Origin of the sequence: Microvirga lotononidis (assembly GCF_034627025.1) — a bacterium.
Classification (GTDB): Bacteria; Pseudomonadota; Alphaproteobacteria; order Rhizobiales; family Beijerinckiaceae; genus Microvirga; species Microvirga lotononidis.
In genome coordinates, this window is sequence record NZ_CP141049.1 from 1,029,494 (window position 1) to 1,051,108 (window position 21,615).

At 62.3% G+C, this 21,615-nt stretch carries 20 protein-coding genes, 1 tRNA gene, 6 pseudogenes and 1 other annotated feature; of the genes and pseudogenes, 13 read left to right on the plus strand and 14 right to left on the minus strand.

What is annotated here, in order from left to right:
* Positions 1–28 precede the first annotated feature (28 nt).
* The 6 genes from U0023_RS28730 to U0023_RS28755 all read left to right on the plus strand — a co-directional run bounded on the left by U0023_RS28730 (position 29) and on the right by U0023_RS28755 (position 5,115).
* Positions 29–1,552, plus strand: a complete 1,524-nt coding sequence (locus U0023_RS28730; RefSeq protein ID WP_009489097.1) for a reverse transcriptase/maturase family protein — start codon at positions 29–31, stop codon at positions 1,550–1,552.
* Positions 1,543–1,618 (plus strand) — tRNA-Ile (locus U0023_RS28735). Before U0023_RS28730 ends, U0023_RS28735 begins: the two co-directional genes overlap by 10 nt.
* A 556-nt stretch (positions 1,619–2,174) precedes the next feature.
* Complete coding sequence (locus U0023_RS28740; RefSeq protein WP_009489095.1) at positions 2,175–3,986, plus strand: reverse transcriptase/maturase family protein; 1,812 nt, start codon at positions 2,175–2,177, stop codon at positions 3,984–3,986.
* 247 nt (positions 3,987–4,233) lie between these two features.
* Complete coding sequence (locus U0023_RS28745; protein ID WP_009489094.1) at positions 4,234–4,449, plus strand: hypothetical protein; 216 nt, start codon at positions 4,234–4,236, stop codon at positions 4,447–4,449.
* Positions 4,446–4,709 (plus strand): hypothetical protein, encoded by a 264-nt coding sequence (locus U0023_RS28750; protein WP_009489093.1) that lies wholly within the window; start codon positions 4,446–4,448, stop codon positions 4,707–4,709. Before U0023_RS28745 ends, U0023_RS28750 begins: the two co-directional genes overlap by 4 nt.
* Positions 4,710–4,926: 217 nt before the next feature.
* Positions 4,927–5,115 (plus strand): hypothetical protein, encoded by a 189-nt coding sequence (locus U0023_RS28755; protein WP_040637825.1) that lies wholly within the window; start codon positions 4,927–4,929, stop codon positions 5,113–5,115.
* 327 nt (positions 5,116–5,442) lie between these two features.
* Here U0023_RS28755 and U0023_RS28760 read toward each other — a convergent pair whose 3' ends face one another.
* The 4 genes from U0023_RS28760 to U0023_RS28775 form a co-directional block, all read right to left on the minus strand.
* Positions 5,443–6,033, minus strand: a complete 591-nt coding sequence (locus U0023_RS28760) for a transposase (protein ID WP_322883854.1) — start codon at positions 6,031–6,033, stop codon at positions 5,443–5,445.
* A gap of 56 nt (positions 6,034–6,089) precedes the next feature.
* A complete protein-coding gene (locus tag U0023_RS28765; protein WP_154660886.1) occupies positions 6,090–6,293 on the minus strand; it encodes a hypothetical protein in 204 nt (67 codons plus the stop codon).
* 266 nt (positions 6,294–6,559) lie between these two features.
* Positions 6,560–7,711, minus strand: coding sequence for an IS110 family RNA-guided transposase (locus U0023_RS28770; protein WP_009489212.1), 1,152 nt, complete (start codon positions 7,709–7,711; stop codon positions 6,560–6,562).
* Positions 7,644–8,279, minus strand: a complete 636-nt coding sequence (locus U0023_RS28775; protein ID WP_245272843.1) for a helix-turn-helix domain-containing protein — start codon at positions 8,277–8,279, stop codon at positions 7,644–7,646. Before U0023_RS28775 ends, U0023_RS28770 begins: the two co-directional genes overlap by 68 nt.
* 418 nt (positions 8,280–8,697) lie before the next feature.
* Here U0023_RS28775 and phbB point away from each other — a divergent pair, with 418 nt between their 5' ends.
* From phbB to U0023_RS28790, 3 genes are all read left to right on the plus strand, one after another.
* Positions 8,698–9,423 (plus strand): acetoacetyl-CoA reductase, encoded by a 726-nt coding sequence (gene phbB, locus U0023_RS28780; protein ID WP_009489089.1) that lies wholly within the window; start codon positions 8,698–8,700, stop codon positions 9,421–9,423.
* Positions 9,424–9,674: 251 nt separating this feature from the next.
* The gene (locus U0023_RS28785) at positions 9,675–10,355 is read left to right on the plus strand and encodes a CYTH domain-containing protein (protein WP_009489088.1); all 681 of its coding nucleotides are present in this window, start codon (positions 9,675–9,677) and stop codon (positions 10,353–10,355) included.
* A gap of 111 nt (positions 10,356–10,466) precedes the next feature.
* Positions 10,467–10,805 (plus strand): helix-turn-helix domain-containing protein, encoded by a 339-nt coding sequence (locus U0023_RS28790; protein WP_322883812.1) that lies wholly within the window; start codon positions 10,467–10,469, stop codon positions 10,803–10,805.
* A 12-nt stretch (positions 10,806–10,817) separates the two neighbouring features.
* On the opposite strand, the pseudogene U0023_RS28795 reads toward U0023_RS28790, so the two are convergent.
* The 3 genes and pseudogenes from U0023_RS28795 to U0023_RS28805 all read right to left on the minus strand — a co-directional run.
* Positions 10,818–11,033, minus strand: a pseudogene (locus tag U0023_RS28795) (integrase core domain-containing protein); the annotation flags it as partial.
* Between the two features lie 16 nt (positions 11,034–11,049).
* Positions 11,050–12,120 (minus strand): IS110 family RNA-guided transposase, encoded by a 1,071-nt coding sequence (locus U0023_RS28800; RefSeq protein ID WP_009489085.1) that lies wholly within the window; start codon positions 12,118–12,120, stop codon positions 11,050–11,052.
* Between the two features lie 199 nt (positions 12,121–12,319).
* Positions 12,320–13,008, minus strand: a pseudogene (locus U0023_RS28805) (DDE-type integrase/transposase/recombinase); the annotation flags it as partial.
* Positions 12,600–12,727 (minus strand) — a sequence feature (AL1L pseudoknot). (Overlaps the previous pseudogene by 128 nt.)
* A gap of 264 nt (positions 13,009–13,272) precedes the next feature.
* Between U0023_RS28805 and U0023_RS35750 the strand changes: the two are divergent.
* Positions 13,273–13,383, plus strand: a pseudogene (locus tag U0023_RS35750) (IS5/IS1182 family transposase); the annotation flags it as partial.
* Positions 13,366–13,602: pseudogene (locus tag U0023_RS28810) on the plus strand (RidA family protein); the annotation flags it as partial. The pseudogenes U0023_RS35750 and U0023_RS28810, both read left to right, overlap by 18 nt.
* 246 nt (positions 13,603–13,848) lie before the next feature.
* Here the strand turns inward: U0023_RS28810 and U0023_RS28815 are convergent.
* The 4 genes from U0023_RS28815 to U0023_RS28830 form a co-directional block, all read right to left on the minus strand.
* On the minus strand, positions 13,849–14,106 hold the full coding sequence (locus U0023_RS28815) for a hypothetical protein (RefSeq protein ID WP_009489082.1): 258 nt from the start codon (positions 14,104–14,106) through the stop codon (positions 13,849–13,851).
* The gene (locus tag U0023_RS28820; RefSeq protein WP_009489081.1) at positions 14,103–14,990 is read right to left on the minus strand and encodes a DNA/RNA non-specific endonuclease; all 888 of its coding nucleotides are present in this window, start codon (positions 14,988–14,990) and stop codon (positions 14,103–14,105) included. Before U0023_RS28820 ends, U0023_RS28815 begins: the two co-directional genes overlap by 4 nt.
* A gap of 597 nt (positions 14,991–15,587) precedes the next feature.
* On the minus strand, positions 15,588–16,940 hold the full coding sequence (locus U0023_RS28825) for an IS1380 family transposase (RefSeq protein ID WP_322883815.1): 1,353 nt from the start codon (positions 16,938–16,940) through the stop codon (positions 15,588–15,590).
* 121 nt (positions 16,941–17,061) lie between these two features.
* Positions 17,062–17,340: a LexA family protein gene (locus U0023_RS28830; RefSeq protein ID WP_009489078.1), complete on the minus strand. Its 279-nt coding sequence runs from the start codon at positions 17,338–17,340 to the stop codon at positions 17,062–17,064.
* A 58-nt stretch (positions 17,341–17,398) separates the two neighbouring features.
* Between U0023_RS28830 and U0023_RS28835 the strand changes: the two are divergent.
* Positions 17,399–17,953, plus strand: a pseudogene (locus U0023_RS28835) (helix-turn-helix domain-containing protein); the annotation flags it as partial.
* A gap of 25 nt (positions 17,954–17,978) precedes the next feature.
* Here U0023_RS28835 and U0023_RS28840 read toward each other — a convergent pair.
* From U0023_RS28840 to istA, 3 genes are read right to left on the minus strand one after another with little or no spacing between them, the layout of a single operon-like run.
* Positions 17,979–18,614 carry a plasmid pRiA4b ORF-3 family protein gene (locus U0023_RS28840; protein ID WP_009489076.1) on the minus strand — a complete coding sequence of 212 codons (636 nt, stop codon included), beginning with the start codon at positions 18,612–18,614 and terminating at the stop codon, positions 17,979–17,981.
* 58 nt (positions 18,615–18,672) lie between these two features.
* Positions 18,673–19,458: an IS21-like element helper ATPase IstB gene (istB, locus tag U0023_RS28845; protein WP_009489075.1), complete on the minus strand. Its 786-nt coding sequence runs from the start codon at positions 19,456–19,458 to the stop codon at positions 18,673–18,675.
* Positions 19,455–20,984, minus strand: coding sequence for an IS21 family transposase (istA, locus tag U0023_RS28850; RefSeq protein ID WP_322883816.1), 1,530 nt, complete (start codon positions 20,982–20,984; stop codon positions 19,455–19,457). Before istA ends, istB begins: the two co-directional genes overlap by 4 nt.
* A gap of 98 nt (positions 20,985–21,082) precedes the next feature.
* Here istA and U0023_RS28855 point away from each other — a divergent pair.
* Positions 21,083–21,460, plus strand: a pseudogene (locus U0023_RS28855) (IS630 family transposase); the annotation flags it as partial.
* Positions 21,461–21,615: the final 155 nt, after the last annotated feature.

Here is a 21,615-nt window from a genome sequence, read left to right on the forward strand (position 1 = left end):
CGATAAGGTCGTGCAGGAAGCCATACGAATGATCCTCAAAGCTATCTACGACAGCCCGTACGGATCATCGTTCTCAGACGATAGCCATGGCTTTCGCCCGGAAAGGGGAACACATACCGCGCTGCGCAGCGTGCGGCAGAATTGGAATGGGGTCATCTGGATCATCGAAGGAGACATAAAAAGCTGCTTCGACACGATCCCACATGACCGACTTGTAAACGTACTCCGGAAAAGAATCAGCGACCAACGGTTCCTGAGCCTTATCTGGAAAGCCCTCAAGGCTGGCTACATGGAGTTCCATACCCCGGTGAACAGCCTGATCGGGACACCCCAAGGAAGTGTTCTTTCCCCGATCCTATCCAACATCTTCCTGAACGAATTCGATGAATACGTTCAACAGAGGAAGAAGGAAATCGAGAAGGGAGCCAAGCCGGGACTGTCGACGGAGTATCGAAACGTCACGAGCAAATTGGAACGGACGCGCAAGCGTCTTGAGAGCACGCCTCCAGAAGAACGAGCTGAACTTCTTGCGCAAATCAGGAAGCTCAAGTCCATGCTTATGAAGATGAATTCCATTAAGCTGGATGGCTCCTACATCAGGGTGAAGTACGTTCGGTATGCAGACGACTGGATGGTTGGGGTCAACGGCCCCAAGACAATAGCCAACGACCTGAAGGCAGACTGCACGTCCTACTTCAAGCACGAGCTAGGGTTGACCCTCAGCGATGAGAAAACCCATATCCGGCATGCTAAAACGGAAACCGCAAGGTTCCTCGGCACCTGCATCAGGATGAGCACGGGACAGGCTCGCGTTCACAAGTTAACTCGGCATGGTCGAACCTTCACCAAGAGGATTGCCGGCTGGCAGCCTGTGATGGAAGCCCCGATCCCCACGATCATCAACCGTCTGTGCGACAAAGGGATATGCGACAAGGCCGGGAAACCGACTTCGTTCAGCTCCCTGATCAACTTCGAAGACACCCAAATTATCGACACCTTCAACTCGATCTTCTTGGGTTACATGAACTACTACAGCTTCGTGGACAACTTCGGAGACCTGTCGCGGATAAGGTTTATTATCAAATATTCCTTAGCCAAGACACTCGCGCACAAACACAAGTCCAGCGTCCGGAAGGTCTTCCGACAATACGGAGATCCCCTGAGCGCTCCCACACCCACTGGGAAGATCATTGCATTCCGAGACCGGACTGACTGGTCGAAGAACCCAATGAGGTTCCTCGTCAGCTCGGAGAGATCACCGGAGGCAAACCTCAGCATCCACATGCGGAGAATGTCTCGATCCCTCCTCAGCGACGCCTGCTGCATCTGCGGCTCATGTGATAATGTTCAAATGCACCATGTTCGCCATATCAGGACGATCAACAAGCATCTGGATGCCTTCACCCGCAAAATGGCGGCGATCAACCGGAAGCAAATCCCGGTTTGCTCTGAATGCCATGTTAAGATACATGCTGGAGAATACGACGGCATGTCCCTCAAACGCTTAACAAAGCGGGGGAAGGATCACATATTGGCCGAGTTGGGGGTGTAGCTTAACGGTGAAAGCCCGCCGCTCATAACGGTGTTATTGCAGGTTCGAATCCTGCCACCCCCACCAGCTACACCCAACGGAGCGGATAGATGGAGAGCCGGATGCGGTCAAAGCGTGCGCCGTGAAAACGGCGAGTCGAATCCTCATCCAAGATGAGAGGAGCCGGAAGAAATGCTTCTGGGTCAACCACCTTACCGGATGGCGAAAGCCTTAAGGGACAAGAGCATGGTGGTAAAGCGGGGGCTGAGCGAACATGCCAGACCCAACGCCCCGCAAGGCCCGCGCGATAAGGTTAAGGCTGGATTGCTTGAATCCTAGTCTCCAGCGATGGAACCGCACATCCCGCGCCACGGCATGTCAGGGCGCGGTCGGCAGAATAGGACGGTTTCGCTTTTGCCGTCCAAAAACTTCCTCTGCTGAGCGACGGCCAATGAGGCTGTTTAAGGGGACGAACGGGAGACCTACGTCACGCTAACACGTTCGACTCGCACGGACACGGGATCGCCTACCGGCCGCGAGGCCCATGGCGACGGAGTGGTCGTAGTAGTTTGAGGGCGGGAAAACCGTCCACATGGCGAAGGACCGCAGGTGCCTTGATGGTCAAAGCTATGAGGTAGCCGAAATGGCAAGCGCCGAAACAGTCATGGCCGTCTACTCTGATCGTGGCAAGCGAGGCCTGCCACTCGAAGGTGTCTACCGGCAACTCTACAGCCGGGACCTCTACCTACGCGCCTATGGGCGTATCCACCGCAACGACGGAGCGATGACCCCTGGCGTCACGGCTGAGACCGTGGACGCCATGTCACTGGAGAAGATCGACGGCATTATCGGCGCACTACGCCGAGAAGCCTACCGATGGCCCCCAGCGAGACGGACGCATATCCCAAAGAAAGATGGGAAGAAGCGCCCGCTCGGTCTTCCGACGTGGTCGAGCAAACTCGTGCAGGAAGCTCTCCGCCTCCTGCTGGACGCTTATTATGAACCACGGTTTAGCGACCACTCCCATGGCTTCCGCCAAGGACGTGGTTGCCACACGGCGCTGCGGGAAATCACCCAAAAATGGCGGGGCGTGAAATGGTTCATCGAGGGCGATATCAAAGGCTGCTTCGACAACATTTGCCATGAGGTTTTGTTGGAGACGTTGTCCGAGACCGTCCAAGATAACCGACTGCTGCGCCTCGTATCTAACATGCTCAAGGCCGGATACATGGAGGACTGGCGCTATAATGATACCATAAGCGGCACGCCGCAAGGCGGTGTCATCAGCCCACTCCTCTCTAATATCTACCTCGACAAGTTAGATCGGTTCGTAGAGGAGAACCTGCTCCCGATCCACAATCGGGGTAACCGACGCAGAAATGATCCCAGATACAAGGCCATCATCAACGCCGCTCGACGAGCAGGGGATCGAGGTGACCATGAGGAGGCAAGGCGCCTGCGCAAGCAAGCGCAAGCCATGCCTTCCCGTGATCCTGAAGACCCAGACTTCCGACGGCTTTGGTATGTCCGGTATGCGGACGATTGGCTGCTCGGATTCAGCGGCCCCCGACACGAAGCTGAGGAGATCAAACGCCGCATCGGCCAGTTCCTTCGCGAGACATTGCGGCTGGAACTCTCCGAGGCAAAGACGTTGATCACCCACGCCCGCCACCATGCGGCGCGGTTCCTCGGATACGAAGTCGTGGCACTCCATGCCGATGAAAAGCACGACCAACGTGGTCAGCGCATCATCAATGGCTTGGTCCGTCTGAAAGTCCCGAATGATGTGATCGCGAAGCAATGCCGCCGCTACATGAGGGATGGAAAGGCCGTGCACCGACCCGAACGGCTGCACGATGCCGACTTCAGCATCGTCAGCCAATACGGAGCGGAGTATCGCGGCTTGGTCCAATACTACCTGCTGGCATTCAATGCCCATCGCCTCTGGAGGGTGCATCAGGTGATGCGCACTTCACTCCTCGGCACCCTCGCCAACAAGCACAAGACGAAGATCGCCCCGATCTATCGTCGACTGCGAATGGAGGTGGAGGATCGAGGACGCACCCAGACGGCCCTGGTCGTCACACGGGAGCGGGGGGAGGGCCAGAAGCCACTTGTGGCTATGTTCGGCGGCATCTCGTTGGCATGGAAGGAGGATGCGATCTTGAGCGACCGTCCGCCCAGAGTCTTCAGCGGCGTCCGCAGCGAGGTCGTCCAACGTCTCCTTGCCCAGAAATGCGAGCATTGCGGCTCCGAAGAGGGACCTTTCGAGGTCCACCACGTCCGCCGTCTCGCAGATCTGGATCGACCGGGTCGCAAAGACCAACCCTTGTGGGTCAAGCGAATGGCCTCACGCCGTCGCAAAACTCTGGTCGTCTGTACCCGGTGCCACCAGGACATCCACCGGGACCGTTCTGGATGGCGTGAGAGGATAAGACACCGGAAAGCCGGATGAGACCGAAAGACTCATGTCCGGTTTGGGGAGAGGGCACCGGAAAAGTACCGGAAGGTAACTCGCCGATGCCCTACTCCACTGCACGTCCGGTTCGGAGGAAGGACGTTGTCCCCCCACGTGGAAACGGCGTCCCATCCTACCGGTCTGGTTGGGGGTTCAAGTCCCTCCAGGCCCACCACATATCAGCCCAGCAAAGGCGCGCCGCGCTTATAGACGTCACTCCCGCACAACAAGACCCACTTGTCCCATGATGACCGATCCCTCTCCCTCTCTGGACGCTGACCTCGTCGACCATCACGGCTATCGCATCCGCCTCAGCCCAAGCGGCTTGGACTGGATAACCCTCGTTTCCTGGCCCGACCGGCAGCCGACCCTGATCATGGCGCCGGAGCGGGAGACGGCCCTGGTCAAGGCTCGTGAGTGGATCTATCACCAGTTGGCCTCGGACAAGACCCCGCAATGATCTACAGCCTGATCCAGCTGGCGCCCGGCGCCTATGACCTTCTCCTCGACGACACCATCGTGGCCAGCGTAGTCAGGAGCGGCCTGCGCCAGCCGTACATCTGGACCGCCGAGCTGCTGGAGGAGCTGCCGCGGAGCAAGCGGCCCGCACCGTTCCGGGAGATCGAGCACAGTTTTCCGTCCTTGGAGGAGTTGTGCGCCTGGCTTGGCCAACCCGCCGTGAAGACCAACAACCGAGGCAGCGCGTCTCAGGGTGAATGAGGGAGAAGCGCCCCAGTTGAGGCGCTGTCTGAAACCTCGACCGGGGCGCTGGTGTGCCAAGCAAATGGCGCACATCCTGAATGTACGTCATTCTGAGCCAACGGCAATGCTGCTCTCAAAGACTGGCGGATCACGCGCTTCAAGACCCGCCGTGTGACCTGCCGGCTACAGACACCCGTGCAGAAATCGGACACATAGCGTCGCCGAGCGACACGATTTGATCGCCCCCTCCACAAGCTCTCCAGAACCTGCCGAACTCATCGAGATTTTCATCATGCCGCCGATCGAGGTTGCTGCGCCTGTCTTTGCTCCGACGCATGCTCCGACATTCACACAAGCCGCTGTGCGGTTTGCCATCTCCTTTGCCGCCCTGATCGGCCTGAGCCTGCTGTTGGCCGCGCTCTAAGGCCATGTTGTTCGGCGTCTGTGCTGATTCCGGTACAGCCAACGCGCTGGACATCAGGCATTCTGCTTCAGTCCTTGAAGGAACGGCTGGGGGTCGATTCTCGCTGGAAGGGAAGCGCCCCTGCCACGCACAAGGCGCTTCCCTTCGCCGGGGCAGGCGTGATCACGCTACCAACGTGCATGGCTGGGCCCAAGGATGAGCTCTCACGGCAAGTCCTGATCGATACGCTGGTGATCTCGACCTGGCATATGAACGGGAACGGGACGTCCGCAGCAAAGGCTTACTCGGTGCTATGCTGACAGCGCCGATGTTTGCAAAGCTCAGGGGCTAAGTAGGTCGCCAAAAGTTCTGCAACAGCTTTCTGAGCCAGAAGCGTTTGGACAGCATGCCGGCCTTGCGGAACGCTTGTTGCGGCGTCAGCGTCAGCACCCAGGCTGCGGCCTCGGCGGCCAGAGCATCGATGGAAGCCGCCTGCCGGTTGGCCGCGATCAGCCGCTTGAGCTCGCGCCAGAGTTGATCCATCGGGCTCAGTTCGGGCGCCTGCCGGGGCAACCACACGAACCGGATGCGCAGCCGGTCGGCCAGGGCTTGGGTCTGCGGGGCAGTGTGGGCGCTCGCCCGATCGGTGAGCAGCCAGAGCCAGCCAGCCTTGCGGTAGCGGCGCCGCAGCGCACGCAGGAACGCCTGGGCATCGGCCTGACCGGCACGGGTGCGGATCAGCACCACCCGACGCGCGCTTTGCAAGTCGATCGCCCCGAACAGCACCCGCTTGGCATTGCGGCCGGTGATCGGCACGAGGGCCTGCGTGCCCTTGAGCGCCCAGGTCGCGCGCAGCGGCGGAAACAGCCGCAGCAGCGTCCAGTCGAGGCACAGCAGCCGATCGCTCCTGTGCCAGCCCGCCTTCAGGCGTCGGGTGATCCCCCCTTATATGGGCCGATCCGTCAAGCGCTGGCAGGCGGTGTGCCGGATCGAAGTCAGAGTTTGACCTGGCCGACAGGGTCGAACCAAAGGAAGCCGAGTTCAAAGCCTGCCATTCTGGCATGGCGGCTCTCAGCTTGGGCGAGGCGGGCGGTCAAGTCCCGCAGCCGCTTCGCGGTGCGCCGCAGGCGCAGGGCTTGAGGGCCGGCCGAAGCTCCAAGCCATCCTGGAGACTGCCCGAGGGCAACTCGCTCCGACACTGTCCGTCTACTCAAGGGCGGGATTCGACAGTTTGCGGTGACCTCCGAGGCTGAGCCCGATGGCGCTCATGCGAACCGTTCGTCCGCATCACCTTATATCCGGTTGGGCCCAAGCCCTGACCATAATCCCGCATGCGTCGGGAACGGGCTCCGGGGTGAGCGCGACCATTCTTTTTCGCGGCATTGTTCCAGCCAGGGGGGACAACGCGGTCGCACTCCCCTCAGACATCACGCGCTGACACTCCCGCGCCAGTGCGCAAGCGGGTTCAGGGCTTCACGGCCACATCGGCTGGCAGGGCGCCTGTTTCGACATAGCGCCACAACAGGATCAGCAGCTTACGGGCGAGCGCCACAATTGCAATGCGTCTGACCCGCCCGGTGGCCGACCCCACACGGCTGCGGAACCAGACCGCGAGTGCACTGTCAGGCTGGTTGCGCAACCACAGCCAGGCGAGTTCGATCAGCGCCTTGCGGGCGCGGGCGTTGCCCGCCTTGGTAATCCCTTGCTCGCGCGAGCGGCGGCCGCTCGCAAACGGGCTGGGGGTCAGTCCCGCATAGGCAGCCACGTGGCGCCGGCTGGCAAAGCATCGGTAGAACACCTCCTTGGCGAGGACAGTTGCAATCTCAGAGCCGATCCCCCTCAGATGCAGCAAGGTCCCAAGCTTGGACGAGGACGCGGCTCGTGCCGCCGCCGCGTCGGCATCGCGCCTCGTCTCGACCTCGGCCAGGTGCCGCAGGACCAGTTCGAGCCAGTCGAGCTGACGCGCGATCTCCGCCGACAGCCGCGGCGGCAGCGGCCGGCCATCCCCCGTGATCAGCTGCGCCAGGCGCGAGCGGCGATCCGGCCGCAGCGGCTCGTAGTCGTCGATCCCTTGCGTCGCGCACAGCCCCTTGATCCGGTTGACCAGGCGAATGCGCTCCTGCAGCAGCGTGGCCCGCTCGCGGCTCGGACGACGCGCATCCTCCTCGTCCGGGGACGGTGGGCGGACCATGGAGCAGACCTTCGGCTCGCCGCGGGACCAGGCCATCAGCGCCCGCAGCAGAGCCTGGGCATCCAGGCGGTCCGTCTTGGCCCGCCGGGCCCGGCGGTCGACCTGCAGCGAACTCGGGTCCATGACATGGCTGCTGACGCCGTGCGCCTCGAGAAGGCGGTGCAGCCAGAACCCGTCGCGGCCGGCCTCGTAGCAGCACGATACATGTGGGCTCACGCCGGTGCGTCGTTCCACGCGGGTCCGGATGCGGGCAAGCAGGTCGAGCACCGCCTGTCCATCACCGGCGGGAAGCCGATGCAGCTCGATCTTCGCGGCATCGGGGGCATGCAGCGCCACCAGCCAGGAGCGGCGGCTGAGTTCAAGGGCGAGATAGATCGTGTGGGTGCTGTCCGAGACTGAAGCGTCGGCTGAGGGAGAGGAGAACATGAGCGGCCTCCAGGGTGAGGTGAGGTGACCGCCTTACTTCACCAGTTCGGCGGTCGCTGGCCCATGAGATCTTTTTCTGCGGCAGGTGAGCCGCGCGCGCGACATAGACATAGCGCGGCCGCTTCCAACGATAGCCGGCTTCGTGCAGCCGCCGCCGCAGCGTCTGGCGGCTGACCGCGAGGCCCTTCGCGGCCAGGTCGTGGGCCAGCAGCGGCACCGTCCAGCTCGTAGCCTGGTAGCCGCAGCGGCGCGGGTCGCGCGCCAGGGCCGCCGCCAGCCGCTGCGGCGTGAGCCTCGGCTGACGGCGGGGACGTCCGCTGCGCGGCCGGTCGATCAGGGCCGTGGCCTCATGCTCGGCTCGGTACTGGACGAGCCAGCGGTGCACGCTGGAGCGGTTGACCCGGCAGCGGCGGGCCGCCTCGGCGACGGGATGGCCCTCGGCCACCAGCAGCAGCGCCTCGAGGCGGCGATACACCCGGGCCTCACGGGCACCAGAAAGCGCGGCAGTAAGCCGCTTGCGATCCGCCTCGTCGAGCCACGTTTCGGGAGAGTGATCATGGTGTTGCATGCTCTCCAGGGAACACCCGCAGTGCTTGCGTTGCAAGTCTTATGAAGACCTACTTAGCACTGGAGCTTGACAGAGCCCCCGAATTGCAAACCGAGATGCATCTACTGCATTCGTGCTCTCTGCGCGGTTGGCACGCCCTTTGCAAGGTCCACGTCGCGAGCCTGCAGGAGTTGCCGACTGGATCCTTCAGGTTTGGGTTACTGCACGATCAATGTGATAAAGGTAAGGAAAGCAACATGTCAGGGCCGCGCCATCATACTGAGCCGAGAAGTGCTTTATCACGCCCTCAAGGTCAGCTCTTAACCTATTGAAAGTACCTCGCCAGCGCCCCAACGAGATGTTCAAACCCGAGATGCGGAAAGGTTACGTTAAGATGACAGCAGGATACTCCATCAACCCAAAAGGGAGAAAAAGCAGCATGGCGCGTGTTGCATTGGTTACCGGTGGCACCCGCGGCATCGGTGCCGCGATCTCAAAGGGCTTGAAAGACGCCGGCTACAAGGTTGCCGCGAATTACGGCGGCAATGACGAAGCCGCCAACCAGTTCAAAGCTGAGACCGGCATTCCGGTCTTCAAGTTCGATGTCTCCGATGCCGCGGCCTGCGAGGCCGGGATCAGGGCCGTCGAAGCGGAGCTCGGCCCCGTCGACATTCTCGTGAACAACGCGGGCATCACCCGCGACGGCATGTTCCACAAGATGTCCTACGACCAGTGGTCGGCGGTCATCCGCACCAATCTCGATTCCATGTTCACCTGCACGCGGCCCGTCATCGAGGGCATGCGCGAACGCGGGTTCGGGCGCATCATCATCATCTCGTCCATCAACGGCCAGAAGGGTCAGATGGGGCAGGCGAACTATTCCGCGGCCAAAGCCGGCGTGGTCGGCTTTGCCAAGGCCCTGGCGCAGGAGAACGCCAACAAGGGCATCACCGTCAACGTCATCGCACCCGGCTACATCGCCACCGAAATGGTGCGGGCCGTCCCGGAAGAGGTTCTCAAGTCGAAGATCCTGCCGCTCATTCCCGTCGGCCGTCTCGGCGAGGCGGAGGAGATCGCCCGCTCCGTGCTCTTCCTGGCTGCCGACGAGGCCGGCTTCGTCACCGGCTCGACCCTGCCGGTGAACGGCGGCCAGTATATGGTTTAGACCAAAGCAACAATCCTGCTGCGGGCAAACCTTCATGGCGCGGTAAGAACGCCTCGCGCAAATACTGGCTAGAGTAAATTTAGCATAGCTGGTTAACAGAGAGCTTCGGTGAAGGTCACCTATGCGCTCTGCAAGCCATCAGCCTGCGTCTGGCTAAACGTGACGAACTCTCTTCCCCTATCCGTCGTCACACCAAAACACGTCGTGAGCTGGAGCCGCCAGTGGCACCCTTTTTGGAAGGCTAATACCTGATGAGCAACGCCCACGATTTTCAACTTGCGCCCTCCTTGGCTCGTCTGATTGAGAAGGAGAGAGGAGGCTACCACATCCGGCAGGGCTACTTTCCGGATCGCCCGGACCAGGACATTTATGTCCAAGTCGAGGGGGAGGCGGGTCGGCTCGTCTTGGTCACCAACCATCCAACCGGTCGTGTCGAGGAGGCCACGAATATTTCCCGCGCTCAGGCCGAGGCTCTATTGGAGTTGACTGCTGGACGAGTGGAGTACTTGAGCATCAGCCTGAATATCGGCCTGCAAACCGTCACTCTCCGCCGCTTCCTCAAACCGGGACCACTGGATTTGATTACTGTCACGGCAGAGCCAAGCAAGCCGACGCACATGTTTCAGCCGCTGGCCTGGTTTGGTCCCGAAATTACGGGCGACTCTGCTTACCAGGCCCGCTACATAGCTCTAGCCGGGCTGCCCTCAGCGCAGGAGATTGAGATCACAGATGCGGCACTCAACGGCCTGCTCGATACCCTCAGTAGTCACCTCGAAGTATTCCAGTCGCAAGAAGCGGCTCCTCAGCTGGTTGCCAGCTCCAATTCAGCGGAAACTCAGTTTGGGGAAGATGAGCAGGACCAGGATGCTCTTGTAATCAGAGATAGCATCATCCGGGATCTAGCCCGTTCCTTGAACCTTCCCCCAAGCTGAAGCGTCCAACAAGCGTCTCTTTTGGCTTTATTGTAGTTTTATTGATCCGGCTTGGGTACTCTTGAAATCTGCTGCGGAAGACTCCAGTTTGGCTGGATGAAGCATATAGACATGCGCAAGCTGCCAGCAGCCGCGCAAGAGGAGCGCCGCCGGCAGGTGATCGGCCTGCGCGAGAGCGGCCTGACTTATGATGCCATTGCCGCGCAGGTGGGTCTGACGCGCACCGGCGTCTTCGATATCTGCCGCCGCTTCGCCGAGCAGGGCCAGGCCGGCTTGGCCAGCGGGCCGCGCGGCCCGGCCCCTGGCACAGGCCGGTTTCTCCAGGTCGAGCAGGAAGCGCAGGTCCGCGCGCTGATCCGCCGGCACACGCCCGACGAGCTGGGCCTGCCCTTTGCCCTGTGGAGCCGGGCGGCGGTGCGGGTGAACCGCGCCGGATTTTCCGGAGGCTAATTGGCTTGGATTCTATGCGGCCATCGGCGTGAGCTCAAGCTGGGCATAGTAGGTGGCTTCCGCCTCGGCGGGCGGAATGCTGCCGATGGACTCGAGCAGGCGCCGGTTGTTGTACCAGTCGACCCATTCTAGGGTGGCAAACTCAACCGCCTCAAACGAGCGCCACGGACCACGCCGATGGATCACTTCGGCCTTGAACAGGCCGATGACGGTTTCCGCCAGAGCATTGATGCTCCTATAGAGGTCAAGAGGTCGAAGGGACCGTCGTGGGATCCCTTCTGGCTCGGCAGAGATAGCCAAAGATCTCCCGCGCGACAAAGCGCTTGAGACAACGAATGATCTCCATCTTACCTTTACCCTCTGCCGTTCGTCGACGGACATAGTCAAGAGTTGGTGGATGGCTGCGCATTCTGATAATGACGACGCGATATAGAGCCGCGTTAGCCTGACGATGGCCACCGCGGTTGAGACGGTGACGTGAAGTCTTGCCGCTCGAGGCCGGAATGGGACAGGCGCCACACAGTTTGGCGAAGGCTGCTTCCGAGCGGATGCGCTCGGGATTGTCGCCGACGAGGATCAGCATCTCGGCAGCCGTACCGGTCGACATGCCATGAGCCTCCTTCAGGGTCGGCGCGCAGGCGGAGGTCAGAGCATCGAGATCGGCATCGTGGCTTTTGATCTCAGCATCGAGCATCAGCCAGCGCCGGGCGAGAGCGCGCAATGTTGCTTTGGCTGAGGCTGTTGGCGAAGTCATCGCTCCTGGTCTCAAGGCGGCTAAATGGCGGATCAGGGTCATTTTGCCGGTGAGGCCGTCAAGGCTCTCGCGCAAGGCAGCGGGAGCATTGACGATGATCGTCTTGAGGGTGACCATCGCCTGGGTGCGGCTCTTGACGGCGGTGTCTCGCGCCACCTTGAGATGGCGGATCATTTCCACGGAGCTGGTGCCCGACTTCGGAGCCGCCCTTGCCTGGCCGCTGAGAACGGCGCGGGCCGCGTTCTCAGCGTCAAGCGGGTCATTCTTGCCATGCTGGTGCCGGATCTGGCGATTGGGGCGGTTGACCTCGATGACATTGTGGCCTCTCTCCTGCAGGAAGCGTGCCAGGCCAGCCCCATAAGAGCCTGTCCCCTCGATCCCAAAGGCGCGAACGGGACCCAAGGACTGAGCCCAGCTCTCCATCTCGTGATAGCCTCTGCTGGTCACCGGCAGGGTCATTGCCCCAAGGCGGGCTCCCAGCCCGTTGATGGCGACGGCGGCGTGGGCCTCTTTGTGAGTGTCAATGCCGATGATGATCTCAGCAGGATCAGTCTTGCGCATTCCTCGTCCTCCGAAGGTAAGAACCTGACAGGTTCCTGCGAGCGGACAGGACTGTGATGGGACGAGACCCTCAAGCTCCTATCAAGTCACGCGACAGCAGACCGTCAGGTGCCGCCCGGAGGACCGACACGTCAATGCAATGACACGCAGTCAATCGTACGAAGGGTCAGGCCTTCCGAGCGGCTCTCACATTCTCACAGTCGTACGCGTCGCCAACACTGCCGACCGATGGCTCAATCCCCGCCTCGGCGAGGCGCTCGGTGTACTTCAGTGACACGTATTGAACCCCTCATATCGCTGTGGTGAATGAGGTTGGCTTGCCAGGGCTGCCGGTCATGGAGAGCTTGCTCGAGAGCATCGAGCATCGAGCATCGAGCTCGGCCCGAGCCGAGCGTGACGCACGCCAGCCCACGATCCGGTGGGCGAAGGCATCGATCACGAAGGCCACATAGACAAAGCCCGACCCGGTCGCGCGGGCAAGGGGCAGCGGCGTCGCTGACGGTGGTCCTACGGCAGATCGGCTGACCCCGTAGACCTCACGATGCTCGTCGATGAAGGCCTTCATGGCTTGAAGCGGCGGTCGAGCTCCGCCTGGGCAAAATACGCGCTGGCCTTGCGCAGGATCTCGTTGGCCTGGCGCAGTTCGCGTACCTCACGCTCAAGGGCCTTGATCTTCTCCTGCTCCTGGCTCGTCGGCCCGGGGCGAAGGCCCTGGTCGCACCCGGCCTGCCGCACCCAGTGGCGCAGCGTCTCGCGCGAGCAGCCGATCTTGGCCGCAATCGACAGGATCGCCTCATACTGGGAGGCGTACTCGTCGCGGTGCTCGAAAACCATCCGGACCGCCCGCTCGCGGACCTCTGGTGAATACGGGGGTGTTCGCTTCGTCATGGCTCCATCCTGTCAGGTGTTGGAGCCTCCGGGAATCCCGGGACGGTTCACTATTGACGGCGCCCGGTTTGGTGGACACCTAAAGCCTGACACTACCATTGCAACTTCCGCATACGGGCTCATAATCGCCTAATCTGACCCAAGAGGCTGCCATGACAGGTGTGGCCGTCGAGCAGATACTCGAACTCTAGCAGGCTGTTGAAAAGTCCGTGGCGGCGCAGGCTCCGGTATGATTCACTCGGCGCGGGCAGCCGGAGGGATCGAATGCGCGGGCGAGACGAACGGACAGGGGAACTATTCTCTTATGTCGATCTGGAAGCTCGGGTGCGGGAGGATCATCCACTCCGTGCCATCCGCGAGGCTCAGACTGAAGCCTCGCTCAAAGCCGTTCAACATTGCTTGGAGAGTGCGGGCACATCCCTCGATAAGGTTGTGATGGTCAGGGTCTACGCTGCCAATGCCGGGTTCTATTCCGCCATTAACCGGGTGTACGCCCGCTTCGTTCCGGAAAACCCGCCGTCGCGCACCTTCGTGCCGGTAGCCTCCTGGCCGATGGAGTTCGACATCGAAATCGAGTGTGTCGCCCTGGCATAGGCTTTCGGGTGGCATCTCAGCTTGTGACCGGAGGCAGCATGCACATCCATCATGTGAATATCTGGACCAAAAACCTGACGCGCTGAGCCATCAGGATCTCTTTGACGCGTTCAACGCTCATGGAGGGCGCTGATTGATCGAGGCTGCCAACAGCTCCCGCTGCTCCGAACGAACCAAGAGACATAAAACTCGCTAGAGCGAGCGTCGTAAGCTTGCGTATCATCTGTGCCCCCACTGTAGTTCGATCTATGCAAACGGGTTCTTGACCTGCTGAGGTGCCTCTGTTGGGCCGCTCTCATCAGGCAGTTCCTTGTCTTGCTCCAATGCTTTCACGATAGCATCGACAGCCGATTTCAATGCCTTGGCATTCTTGAGCCCAGCCTTATCGCGGGTTACGTCCAAGGAGCCATACAAGGCGACTTTGTCAGTGCCATTCTCAACAGTGAAATCGCCAATGTTTAGCGACGCACTATCGTCAGCAAAGGGCTGGAACTTCTTGGTCATGGGCGGCGTCCGAATTGATCGATAGCATCAAGGATGTCTCCAACGAAGCCTCCTGTCGAAGGTCGAGGGGAGGGCACCTGCGCGTTCTGCTCGACAGGGGAGCTCGAGACGCTCCTTCCACCGCCTCTCGGGCGCCTCAGTGCCGGAACAGGCAGGCTGGTCGCGGTTTGCTTCACAGATGCTGGCAACTGTGGGAATGCGTCTATGCCGGAGAGTTGCTGCAACTCGGCCAAGGAGATAATCCTGTAATCGTTCCCGGGCGCATTAGGGACGAGATAGGCTCCCGCGATGTTGCTTTGAGGATCATAGATGGCCTTTGCGATGTGAGTGGGCACCAGAACACGCCCTTTCAGAGCCTGCAGGTTCTCCCCTTGGAAGATGGGGCCTGTCACAACATAGACTTCGCGGCGCTCCGAATAGTCCCGCACAGCCCGTTCAATGCTCTCCCACAGGTTACGGTTGTTCTCGGAGTTCTGCGGGACCATGTTGGCCAAGGAAAAGGATTCATCCATGCCTTGGGGTGTCGTCATATCACCCGCTGGGGCCATATGCCCACGGTCAAAGCCGCTGCGAACGTAGTCCGAGAGTTCCGCCCGCTCGTTTGATGGGAGATTGGGATCCGCGTGGAAGTTGTTTAACCGGTTGAGCGCCCGTGCCCCTTTGGCTCGCCTGGGCGTCAGATGCTCAGCCACCCAAAGCGGAGTACGGGTCAGGCCAGAATGCAGAAGGGCAAATTCCGTATAACAGATCTGGCGGGTATTCGGGGCGAGCTTCGGATTGGTGAGTGTCGGCTCGGCGCCGCCGAAGAAGTGCTGGGGACAGGCTGCTGCGACTGCATGGGGAACGACGAGGAGGAAGGCAAAGAAGTGGTTGGACGGTCTCACAGCGTTCTCTTGAGGCGGGCGAGGCTGGAAAGGAGTTTCGCAGGTCCGTTCCACACGATCAAAGCGAGCGTCTTAAGGGGCTGGGCCTTGGCCTGCGTCACGAGAGTGCCCCTGAAGCGTGGTGGACGATGAAGTCCATACTTCCTGAGCTCGGCATCACTCAGGAGCCGATGGGGCCGTTGCCGTGAGCGCGGTTTAAGAGGGTTTTCCTGGAGCAATCGGCAAACCTCTGGCGTTCGATGTTACTCTTCTTAGGCGGCAGAATTCCCACTTCAAGCTATCCTCGAACGCATTTCGTGCCGAGCGGATGCTCTGGAGCTACCGACGAAAAGCCCGCAGGACAAACCCGCGGGCAAGCGGATCAACGGAGCGAAGGCCCATAGGGCTCTCTGCGCCCAACGTCCTACTGTGTAGCGGTACGGCTCGGTCCAGGAGCCGACTAGCCCATCGTATTCACCTGAGTGGGCTGGGATGATTTGATCTGCGGCGCGGGCGTGCGGATCCGCTGCGTCTTTTTCATCGCGGCGAGGTCTGGAACGTGGGGAACGCGTTTGCAGGGATCGGATGGGAGGATCGGGGCGATGGCGGCCCCGTCTCTCAGGGCGAGGCTGCTCTCGGGCCAGGCAGGAGTGTCGCCGCTATGGCGCGGAACAGGTCGGCGTCGGGACAGCCGGACGCATAGGCCAAACGGATGCGGCTGGCCGTTTCCTGCACCCGCACGGCGATCTTGAGCAGGCGCAGCCGCAGCGTGGCGAACTCCGCCCGGGCGAGATCGCGCACAGCCGGGATCGCCTCGCGCACCGTCAGCATCAGCCAGTAGGCGGCCGTGTGCAGCACCAGCCGAACCTGGTTGGCCACCGCGCGCCGGCACGAGGTCCGGTCGGAGGCGAGCTGCGCCTTGTGGAACTTGATCCAGTTCTCGGCCTGACCCCGGGCACAGTACAGGCTCTCGTAGATGACCCGTGGACTGGTGCCGATCAGGTTGGTGACCACAAACCGGATGTCGAGCCCGAGGCGGGTCGCCTCGATGCGAGCGACCACCCGGCGCTCGCCCGACCAGCTCTTGGCCCGGTGCGTCGTCTCGGCAAAGCCACGCACGACCTCGCGATCCTCGACCGCCCGCTGAGTGCGCACCGCATCCGCGGTGTCCTGCACCTTGCTTGTGAGCGGCCGGCTGCCGGCCAGTCCGAAGAGGTAGCTAACGCCGTTCTGCTCGCAGAAGTCCATGGCCTCAGGGCGGGCATAGTGACTGTCGCCCCGGATCGTGAGGCGGGTGAGAGGCCAGCGGGTGCGGATGCGCCGCACCAACCGGCGCAGATGCGCCCGCACCTCGACGCCCGAGGGCGTCTTGCCCGGCCGCAGCACGACGGCAACCGGTCGGCCGGTGGCGCTGTCATAGACATGGATCGGCAGAAAGCAGCGCTCGTCGTAATGCGCGAACAGTGATAGTTGCTGATGGCCATGGACGACGTCGCAGGTATCGTCGATGTCCAGCACCACGCCGTCCGGCGGGGTCACATAGCTGTCCATCCACTGGTCGACCAGAGCGTAGCTCAGGCGGATCGCATCCCGGATTGTCGGGGCATTCTCCAGACGCGAGAGGGTTGGCTGCGAGGCCAGATCCGCACCCGTCTCCGGCAAGTGCCCGCAGGCGAGCTTGAACGCCGGGTCAGCGCGCAGCGGGCCGAAGTCGTTGCAATCCTCATAGCCACACGCGATGGCGAAGATGCGGGCGCGGAGCATGTCCGGGATCGCGTGCGTCACGCGGGTCGGATCGCGCCGATCGGGGATGATGCGCGCCAGCCGCTCGGCGATCCCGAGCCGGCGCTCGGCTTGAGCCAGGAGCATGACGCCGCCGTCCGATGACAATCGTCCAGCATCGAAAGCAGCAGTGATCTTCTTGCGGGACACGGCTGGAAACGGGAACGTGGGAAGAGTATTGTCGAGCATGGCGGGTGTGGCACGGTGCAATCGGTGGCAGGGGTTGGTGTCAGCAACCAAATCCTACGCTGCTTCAAGTGCTTAAGCTACATCCGCCAGCCCTAATCCCTCTTCCGATGCATAAAAACGGCTAGATCCTCGGCTCAGAGGATTTGACGGGTTGGGGATGGCGGAGGAGGGGCAGGCCTTCAGGTGGGACCAACACCTCGATGCTTCGCGCCACCCCGGGCTGGCGGCGGATCAGGCCGGCCCGTTCCAAGGTCAGGATCATCTGGTGCACGGAAGGTGGCGTGACCTGGAAATGGCGCTGCATGTCGGTCTCGGCCGGAGGGCGGCCATGGACGCACGTGTAGGCATCGATGAAGGCCAGGTACTGGCCCTGCTGGTCGGTGAAGCTTTTCTCAGACATCCGCCACACGCTCGATTCATCGGCTGATTCATCTCGGCCTCTCACACGGGAGGCCGAGATGAACATATGCTACCGGGTTGACCTGAGCGAGACTGAACGCGCCACACTCCAGGCGATGCTCAGCGGCGGCAAGCAGGCCGCCCGCACGCTCAAGCGCGCCCAGATCCTGTTGGCGGCGGATCGTGGTGTCGCCGATGAGGACATCGCCACGAGCGTGGTGGTCGGCAGCTCGACCGTGTACCGCACTAAGCGCCGCTTCGTGGAAGGCAACCTGGAGCGGGCCCTCAGCGAGGAACCCCGTCCCGGCGCCGCCCGCAAGCTCTCAGGCCCGGAGGAGGCGCTGCTGGTGGCGACCGCCTGCGCAAAGCCGCCGGCGAGCCGGGCCCGCTGGACGCTGGAGCTCCTGGTTGGCGAGATGGTGCGGTTGACCCACCATGAGAGCCTGTCGCGCGAGACGGTGCGCCGGCGCCTCTGCGAGAACGCGCTCAAGCCGTGGCGGCAGAAGATGTGGTGCGTGCCGAAGATCGATGGCGAGTACGTGGCCCGCATGGAGGACGTGCTCGACCTCTATGCTGAGGGGCCGGATCCGATGCGGCCCGTGGTGTGCAACGACAATTTTAGTGTCCGGGTAGCGTCAACTACGATGACCGGCTTTTTCGTGCGGGCTTAGGCTGGTGCAGGCGGCGCCGGACATTGGGCTTGAGGGCGTTCCTGACGTCCTTGTCGGTGAGCGCCAGATCGAACCATTCCGGGTCGAAGTGGCCACCGCACCAGATCCGGGTCTCGGTGTGCTCAAGATCGTCCGGGTCGGCCATGATGGCGAGAAAGCGCTCATAGCCACTCACGCCGCCCACATCCTCCGGAGGTCTGGCGCGGGCGCCTGCGATGCAGGTCCCGAAGCGAGGAGGCGCATCGAGAGCCAGCAGCTTCTCGATCTCAACCGTATGAAGCCAGCTGTCCCCGAAGTCATAGAGGTAGGTGAATGACGTGCCCGGCTCCCGGTCGAAGTCGCGCAACCGCACCTCTTGCTCGTCGAACACGCGCGGGTCATCCTCAAAAGCGCCGTCCTCGAGCAGCTCCGGATCGCCATAGCGCAGGCCGCCAATGCGGAACTCATGCAGGTGGTAGTCCCACCAGTTGAACGCCGCCTGGATCGCAAGATGCAGCTGTCCCAGATGCCAGGTCCACGGCACCACCAGCCGCCGCCACACGGGCGGCTCGATCTCGGCCAGGGTGATCTTGATCTGGAGCGCGTTGGGATCTTTCCAGGACATGCCCCAGTGGACCTGTCACCGGGGGCGGCGTCAACTAGCCGGACGCGTCCGACGACAACTAGACCGCGGCACTCTTAGCCTCCGTCGCGGTCCGGCGTCGATAGCTCTCGGTGTTGAGCTCCAGAATGGTGGCGTGGTGCACCAGACGATCAATCGCCGCCACCGTCATGGCGGGATCCGGGAAGATTTGATTCCAGGTGCTGAAGGGCTGATTACAGGTCGTGATCAGAGAGCGGCGCTCATAGCGCTCGGCAATCAACTCGAACAGGACGCTCGTTTCCGCCTGATCTTTGCGCACATAGCCGAGATCGTCGAGGATCAGGCAATCGAAGCGGTCGAGTTTGGTCAGGGTCGCCGGCAGGCTCAGATCACGCCGGGCGGCCTGCAGCTTCTGAACCAGATCGGTGGTGCGCGTGAACAGCACCCGCTGGCCGGCCTCGATCAGGGCGGTGCCGATCGCAGCGGCGAGGTGCGTCTTGCCGGTCCCAGAGGGGCCAAACAGCAGAATGTTGGCACCTTGGTCGAGCCAGGCATCGCCTTCCGCCAGGGCCAGGACCTGCGCCTTGCGCAGGCTCGGCACCGCGGAGAAGTCGAAGGTCGCAAAGGTCTTGCCATGGGGCAGGTCGGCCTCGGCGAGATGGCGGGCAATGCGTCGACTGTGTCGCTCATGGATCTCGTGCTCGCACAGGGCAGCAAGGAAGCGGGCCGATCCCCAGCCTTCCGCATCGGCCCGGGCGCCGATCTCCTGCCAGAGCCGCGAGATGGTCGGCAGACGCAAGGTGGTGAGCAGGACCGGCAACTTCGCCGTGTCGACCGGCGGCGCGGCGGATGAGGATCGGGTCATGGTGCGGCCCCTTCTGAAGCAGCGATGGGATCGACAGGGATCAGGCAGTCGTACACGCTCGGATCCGGCGCCCTCACATGGACAACCGGCGCCTGGACGTTCAACGGCCCGGCCACGACGGTCCGGGCTTGGTCGAGATCCGGGAGGCCGCCGCCGGCGAGAACCCTCGCGAGATGATCGGCCAGCTGGGCCTCGCAGGCGTGCGTGGCCGCCAGATGCAGCAGGCCGACATAGACCCGGCACGCCTGTCTTGGATCGAGCCTGGCATCAAGTACCTCCCAGGCCTGCCGGAAGGCGGTCTGCGGGAACAGATCCTCCCGGAAGACCGAGTGCCGAAAGGCCTGCGGCTTCTTCACGAGAGCATGGACCAGATGCCGGTAATCGACAACGCGGACACCGGGACCGCCGCGTTTGAAGTAGCGGCGCGGGACCGTCAGCACCGGGCTCAGCCCGAGATGGCAGACAAGACGGTCATCGTAGATGTGCACCTTGAGGCGACAGCCGACGAGGCGCGAGGGCACGGTGTAGAGGACGTTGCGCACCGAGATCGTGCCGGAGCGTGTGACGGTGACAGTCGCCACCGAGTAGTCGCTGGTGCGAAAGCGCGGCAAAGGAGCCAGTGCCTTGCGCTCGATGGCAAGCGCCGCCTGCACGGCTGCGTTCTTGCGCATGGCGAAGTCCTGCAGAAAAGCCTGGTACGCCTCCAGGTCGGCGAAGTCTTTCGAGCCGCGCAAGTCGAGAGCTTCGCGTAATCCGAGCTTGAGATGGCCATGGGCGGCTTCGACCGATCCATTCTCGTGGGCGATGCCGGCATTGTTGCGGGTGGGCTGCAGACCGTAATGGCTGCAGAACGCGGCATAGGCCTTAGCCTCGTCCTCGCGCTCGGCGAGGTTGCGATAGGCGGCCGAGAGCCGGTCGGTGCGATGCTCGCGCGGGACGCCGCCGAGCTGCCAGAGTGCCTCCTGTAGGCCTTCGGTGAGAGCCGTGAAGCTCTCTCCGCCGCAGATGGCTTTGATGAAGCGCCAGCCGGAATAGGCAAGCCAGAAATGGTAGAGCAGATGGGGAAAGGGTCGGCCGGCGATGGTCACGCCGAGCTTGGCGCCATTGGTAAAGTCCGAGAGAGCCTGTCGGCCGGGCGGGTGCTCCTGTCGGAAGATCAGCTCGCGCTCCGGTCCCTCGGTGGCGCGCCAATGGGCCACCCGGCGCTGCAGCGAGCGCAGGTGGCCGTCGCCATAGCGCCCAGGATGCAGCCGTTGCAACTCTTCGAGCAAAGTGGTGGCCCGGATCTGGGGCGCGGCCTCCAGCATCGGCACGAGTTCGTCGCGCCAGACTGCGGCGAACGGATCCGGACGCGTCCGGTAGCGCCGTCCCTCGCGCTGGCTGGGAAGAACCGGGTCGGCTTCGATGCGCCGGCCGGTGCGCTCGCTGAACCCGGCCCGTGCCGCAGCGGCGGCCTGAGAATATCCGTCCTTGCGTGAACTCATGTAGCGCCTGACCTGGCGGTCGGTGACGTGAATGCCCGGCATCAACCTTCTCCCGCAATCGGGAGAAGAGTGATGCATCTCACACCAAACCGGCCATCTCTGTCGTCATCAGGCGGACATCATAGTTGGCGTCGTACACCGTGGTGTGCTTCGATGAGAGCCCGATCCAACTCATCGGCGAGACGCGTCAGCCGCTCCCGGCCATGCCCGGGCAGATTGAGCGCATTGACTACGAGTATCGCCGCTGCGGCACGGTGAACCTGTTCGTGTTCTTGGATGCGCATCACCCCTGGCGCAAAGTGAACGTCACGGATCGCCGGACGGCCAAGGACTTTGCTGGGTGCATGCGCGAGCTGGGGGATGTCGACTTTCCGCAGGCCGAGCGGATCCGGGTGGTGATGGACAATCTGTCGACGCACACGCCTGGCTCCCTCTACGAGGCTTTCCCGCCTGACGAGGCGCATCGCATCCTGAGACGGCTGGAGTTCCACTTCACCCCCAAGCACGCGAGTTGGTTGGTCGGGACCGCAGTGTCTTGTGACAGCTTTGTCCATGCCATCAATTGCTGATAGGTCCGATCCCACCGGCGCTGCCCGTCCGGATGAGGCTGGCATGTCCGGTGCACCCGCCACTCCCGCATCGTTGCCTCCTGCTGCAGATCTGCTCTGCGGCA

Excerpts from the sequence above, each read along its gene's own strand:
- U0023_RS28830 (WP_009489078.1), bottom strand. The coding sequence starts at position 17,340 with ATGTCTGAGAAAAGCTTCACCGACCAGCAGGGCCAGTACCTGGCCTTC.
- U0023_RS28790 (WP_322883812.1), top strand. The coding sequence starts at position 10,467 with ATGCGCAAGCTGCCAGCAGCCGCGCAAGAGGAGCGCCGCCGGCAGGTG.
- U0023_RS28825 (WP_322883815.1), bottom strand. The coding sequence starts at position 16,940 with ATGCTCGACAATACTCTTCCCACGTTCCCGTTTCCAGCCGTGTCCCGC.
- U0023_RS28800 (WP_009489085.1), bottom strand. The coding sequence starts at position 12,120 with ATGCGCAAGACTGATCCTGCTGAGATCATCATCGGCATTGACACTCAC.
- U0023_RS28785 (WP_009489088.1), top strand. The coding sequence starts at position 9,675 with ATGAGCAACGCCCACGATTTTCAACTTGCGCCCTCCTTGGCTCGTCTG.
- U0023_RS28775 (WP_245272843.1), bottom strand. The coding sequence starts at position 8,279 with ATGCAACACCATGATCACTCTCCCGAAACGTGGCTCGACGAGGCGGAT.
- U0023_RS28840 (WP_009489076.1), bottom strand. The coding sequence starts at position 18,614 with ATGTCCTGGAAAGATCCCAACGCGCTCCAGATCAAGATCACCCTGGCC.
- U0023_RS28770 (WP_009489212.1), bottom strand. The coding sequence starts at position 7,711 with ATGTTCTCCTCTCCCTCAGCCGACGCTTCAGTCTCGGACAGCACCCAC.
- U0023_RS28745 (WP_009489094.1), top strand. The coding sequence starts at position 4,234 with ATGATGACCGATCCCTCTCCCTCTCTGGACGCTGACCTCGTCGACCAT.
- phbB (WP_009489089.1), top strand. The coding sequence starts at position 8,698 with ATGGCGCGTGTTGCATTGGTTACCGGTGGCACCCGCGGCATCGGTGCC.
- istA (WP_322883816.1), bottom strand. The coding sequence starts at position 20,984 with ATGCCGGGCATTCACGTCACCGACCGCCAGGTCAGGCGCTACATGAGT.
- istB (WP_009489075.1), bottom strand. The coding sequence starts at position 19,458 with ATGACCCGATCCTCATCCGCCGCGCCGCCGGTCGACACGGCGAAGTTG.
- U0023_RS28730 (WP_009489097.1), top strand. The coding sequence starts at position 29 with ATGATCCTCAAAGCTATCTACGACAGCCCGTACGGATCATCGTTCTCA.
- U0023_RS28740 (WP_009489095.1), top strand. The coding sequence starts at position 2,175 with ATGGCAAGCGCCGAAACAGTCATGGCCGTCTACTCTGATCGTGGCAAG.
- U0023_RS28815 (WP_009489082.1), bottom strand. The coding sequence starts at position 14,106 with ATGACCAAGAAGTTCCAGCCCTTTGCTGACGATAGTGCGTCGCTAAAC.
- U0023_RS28750 (WP_009489093.1), top strand. The coding sequence starts at position 4,446 with ATGATCTACAGCCTGATCCAGCTGGCGCCCGGCGCCTATGACCTTCTC.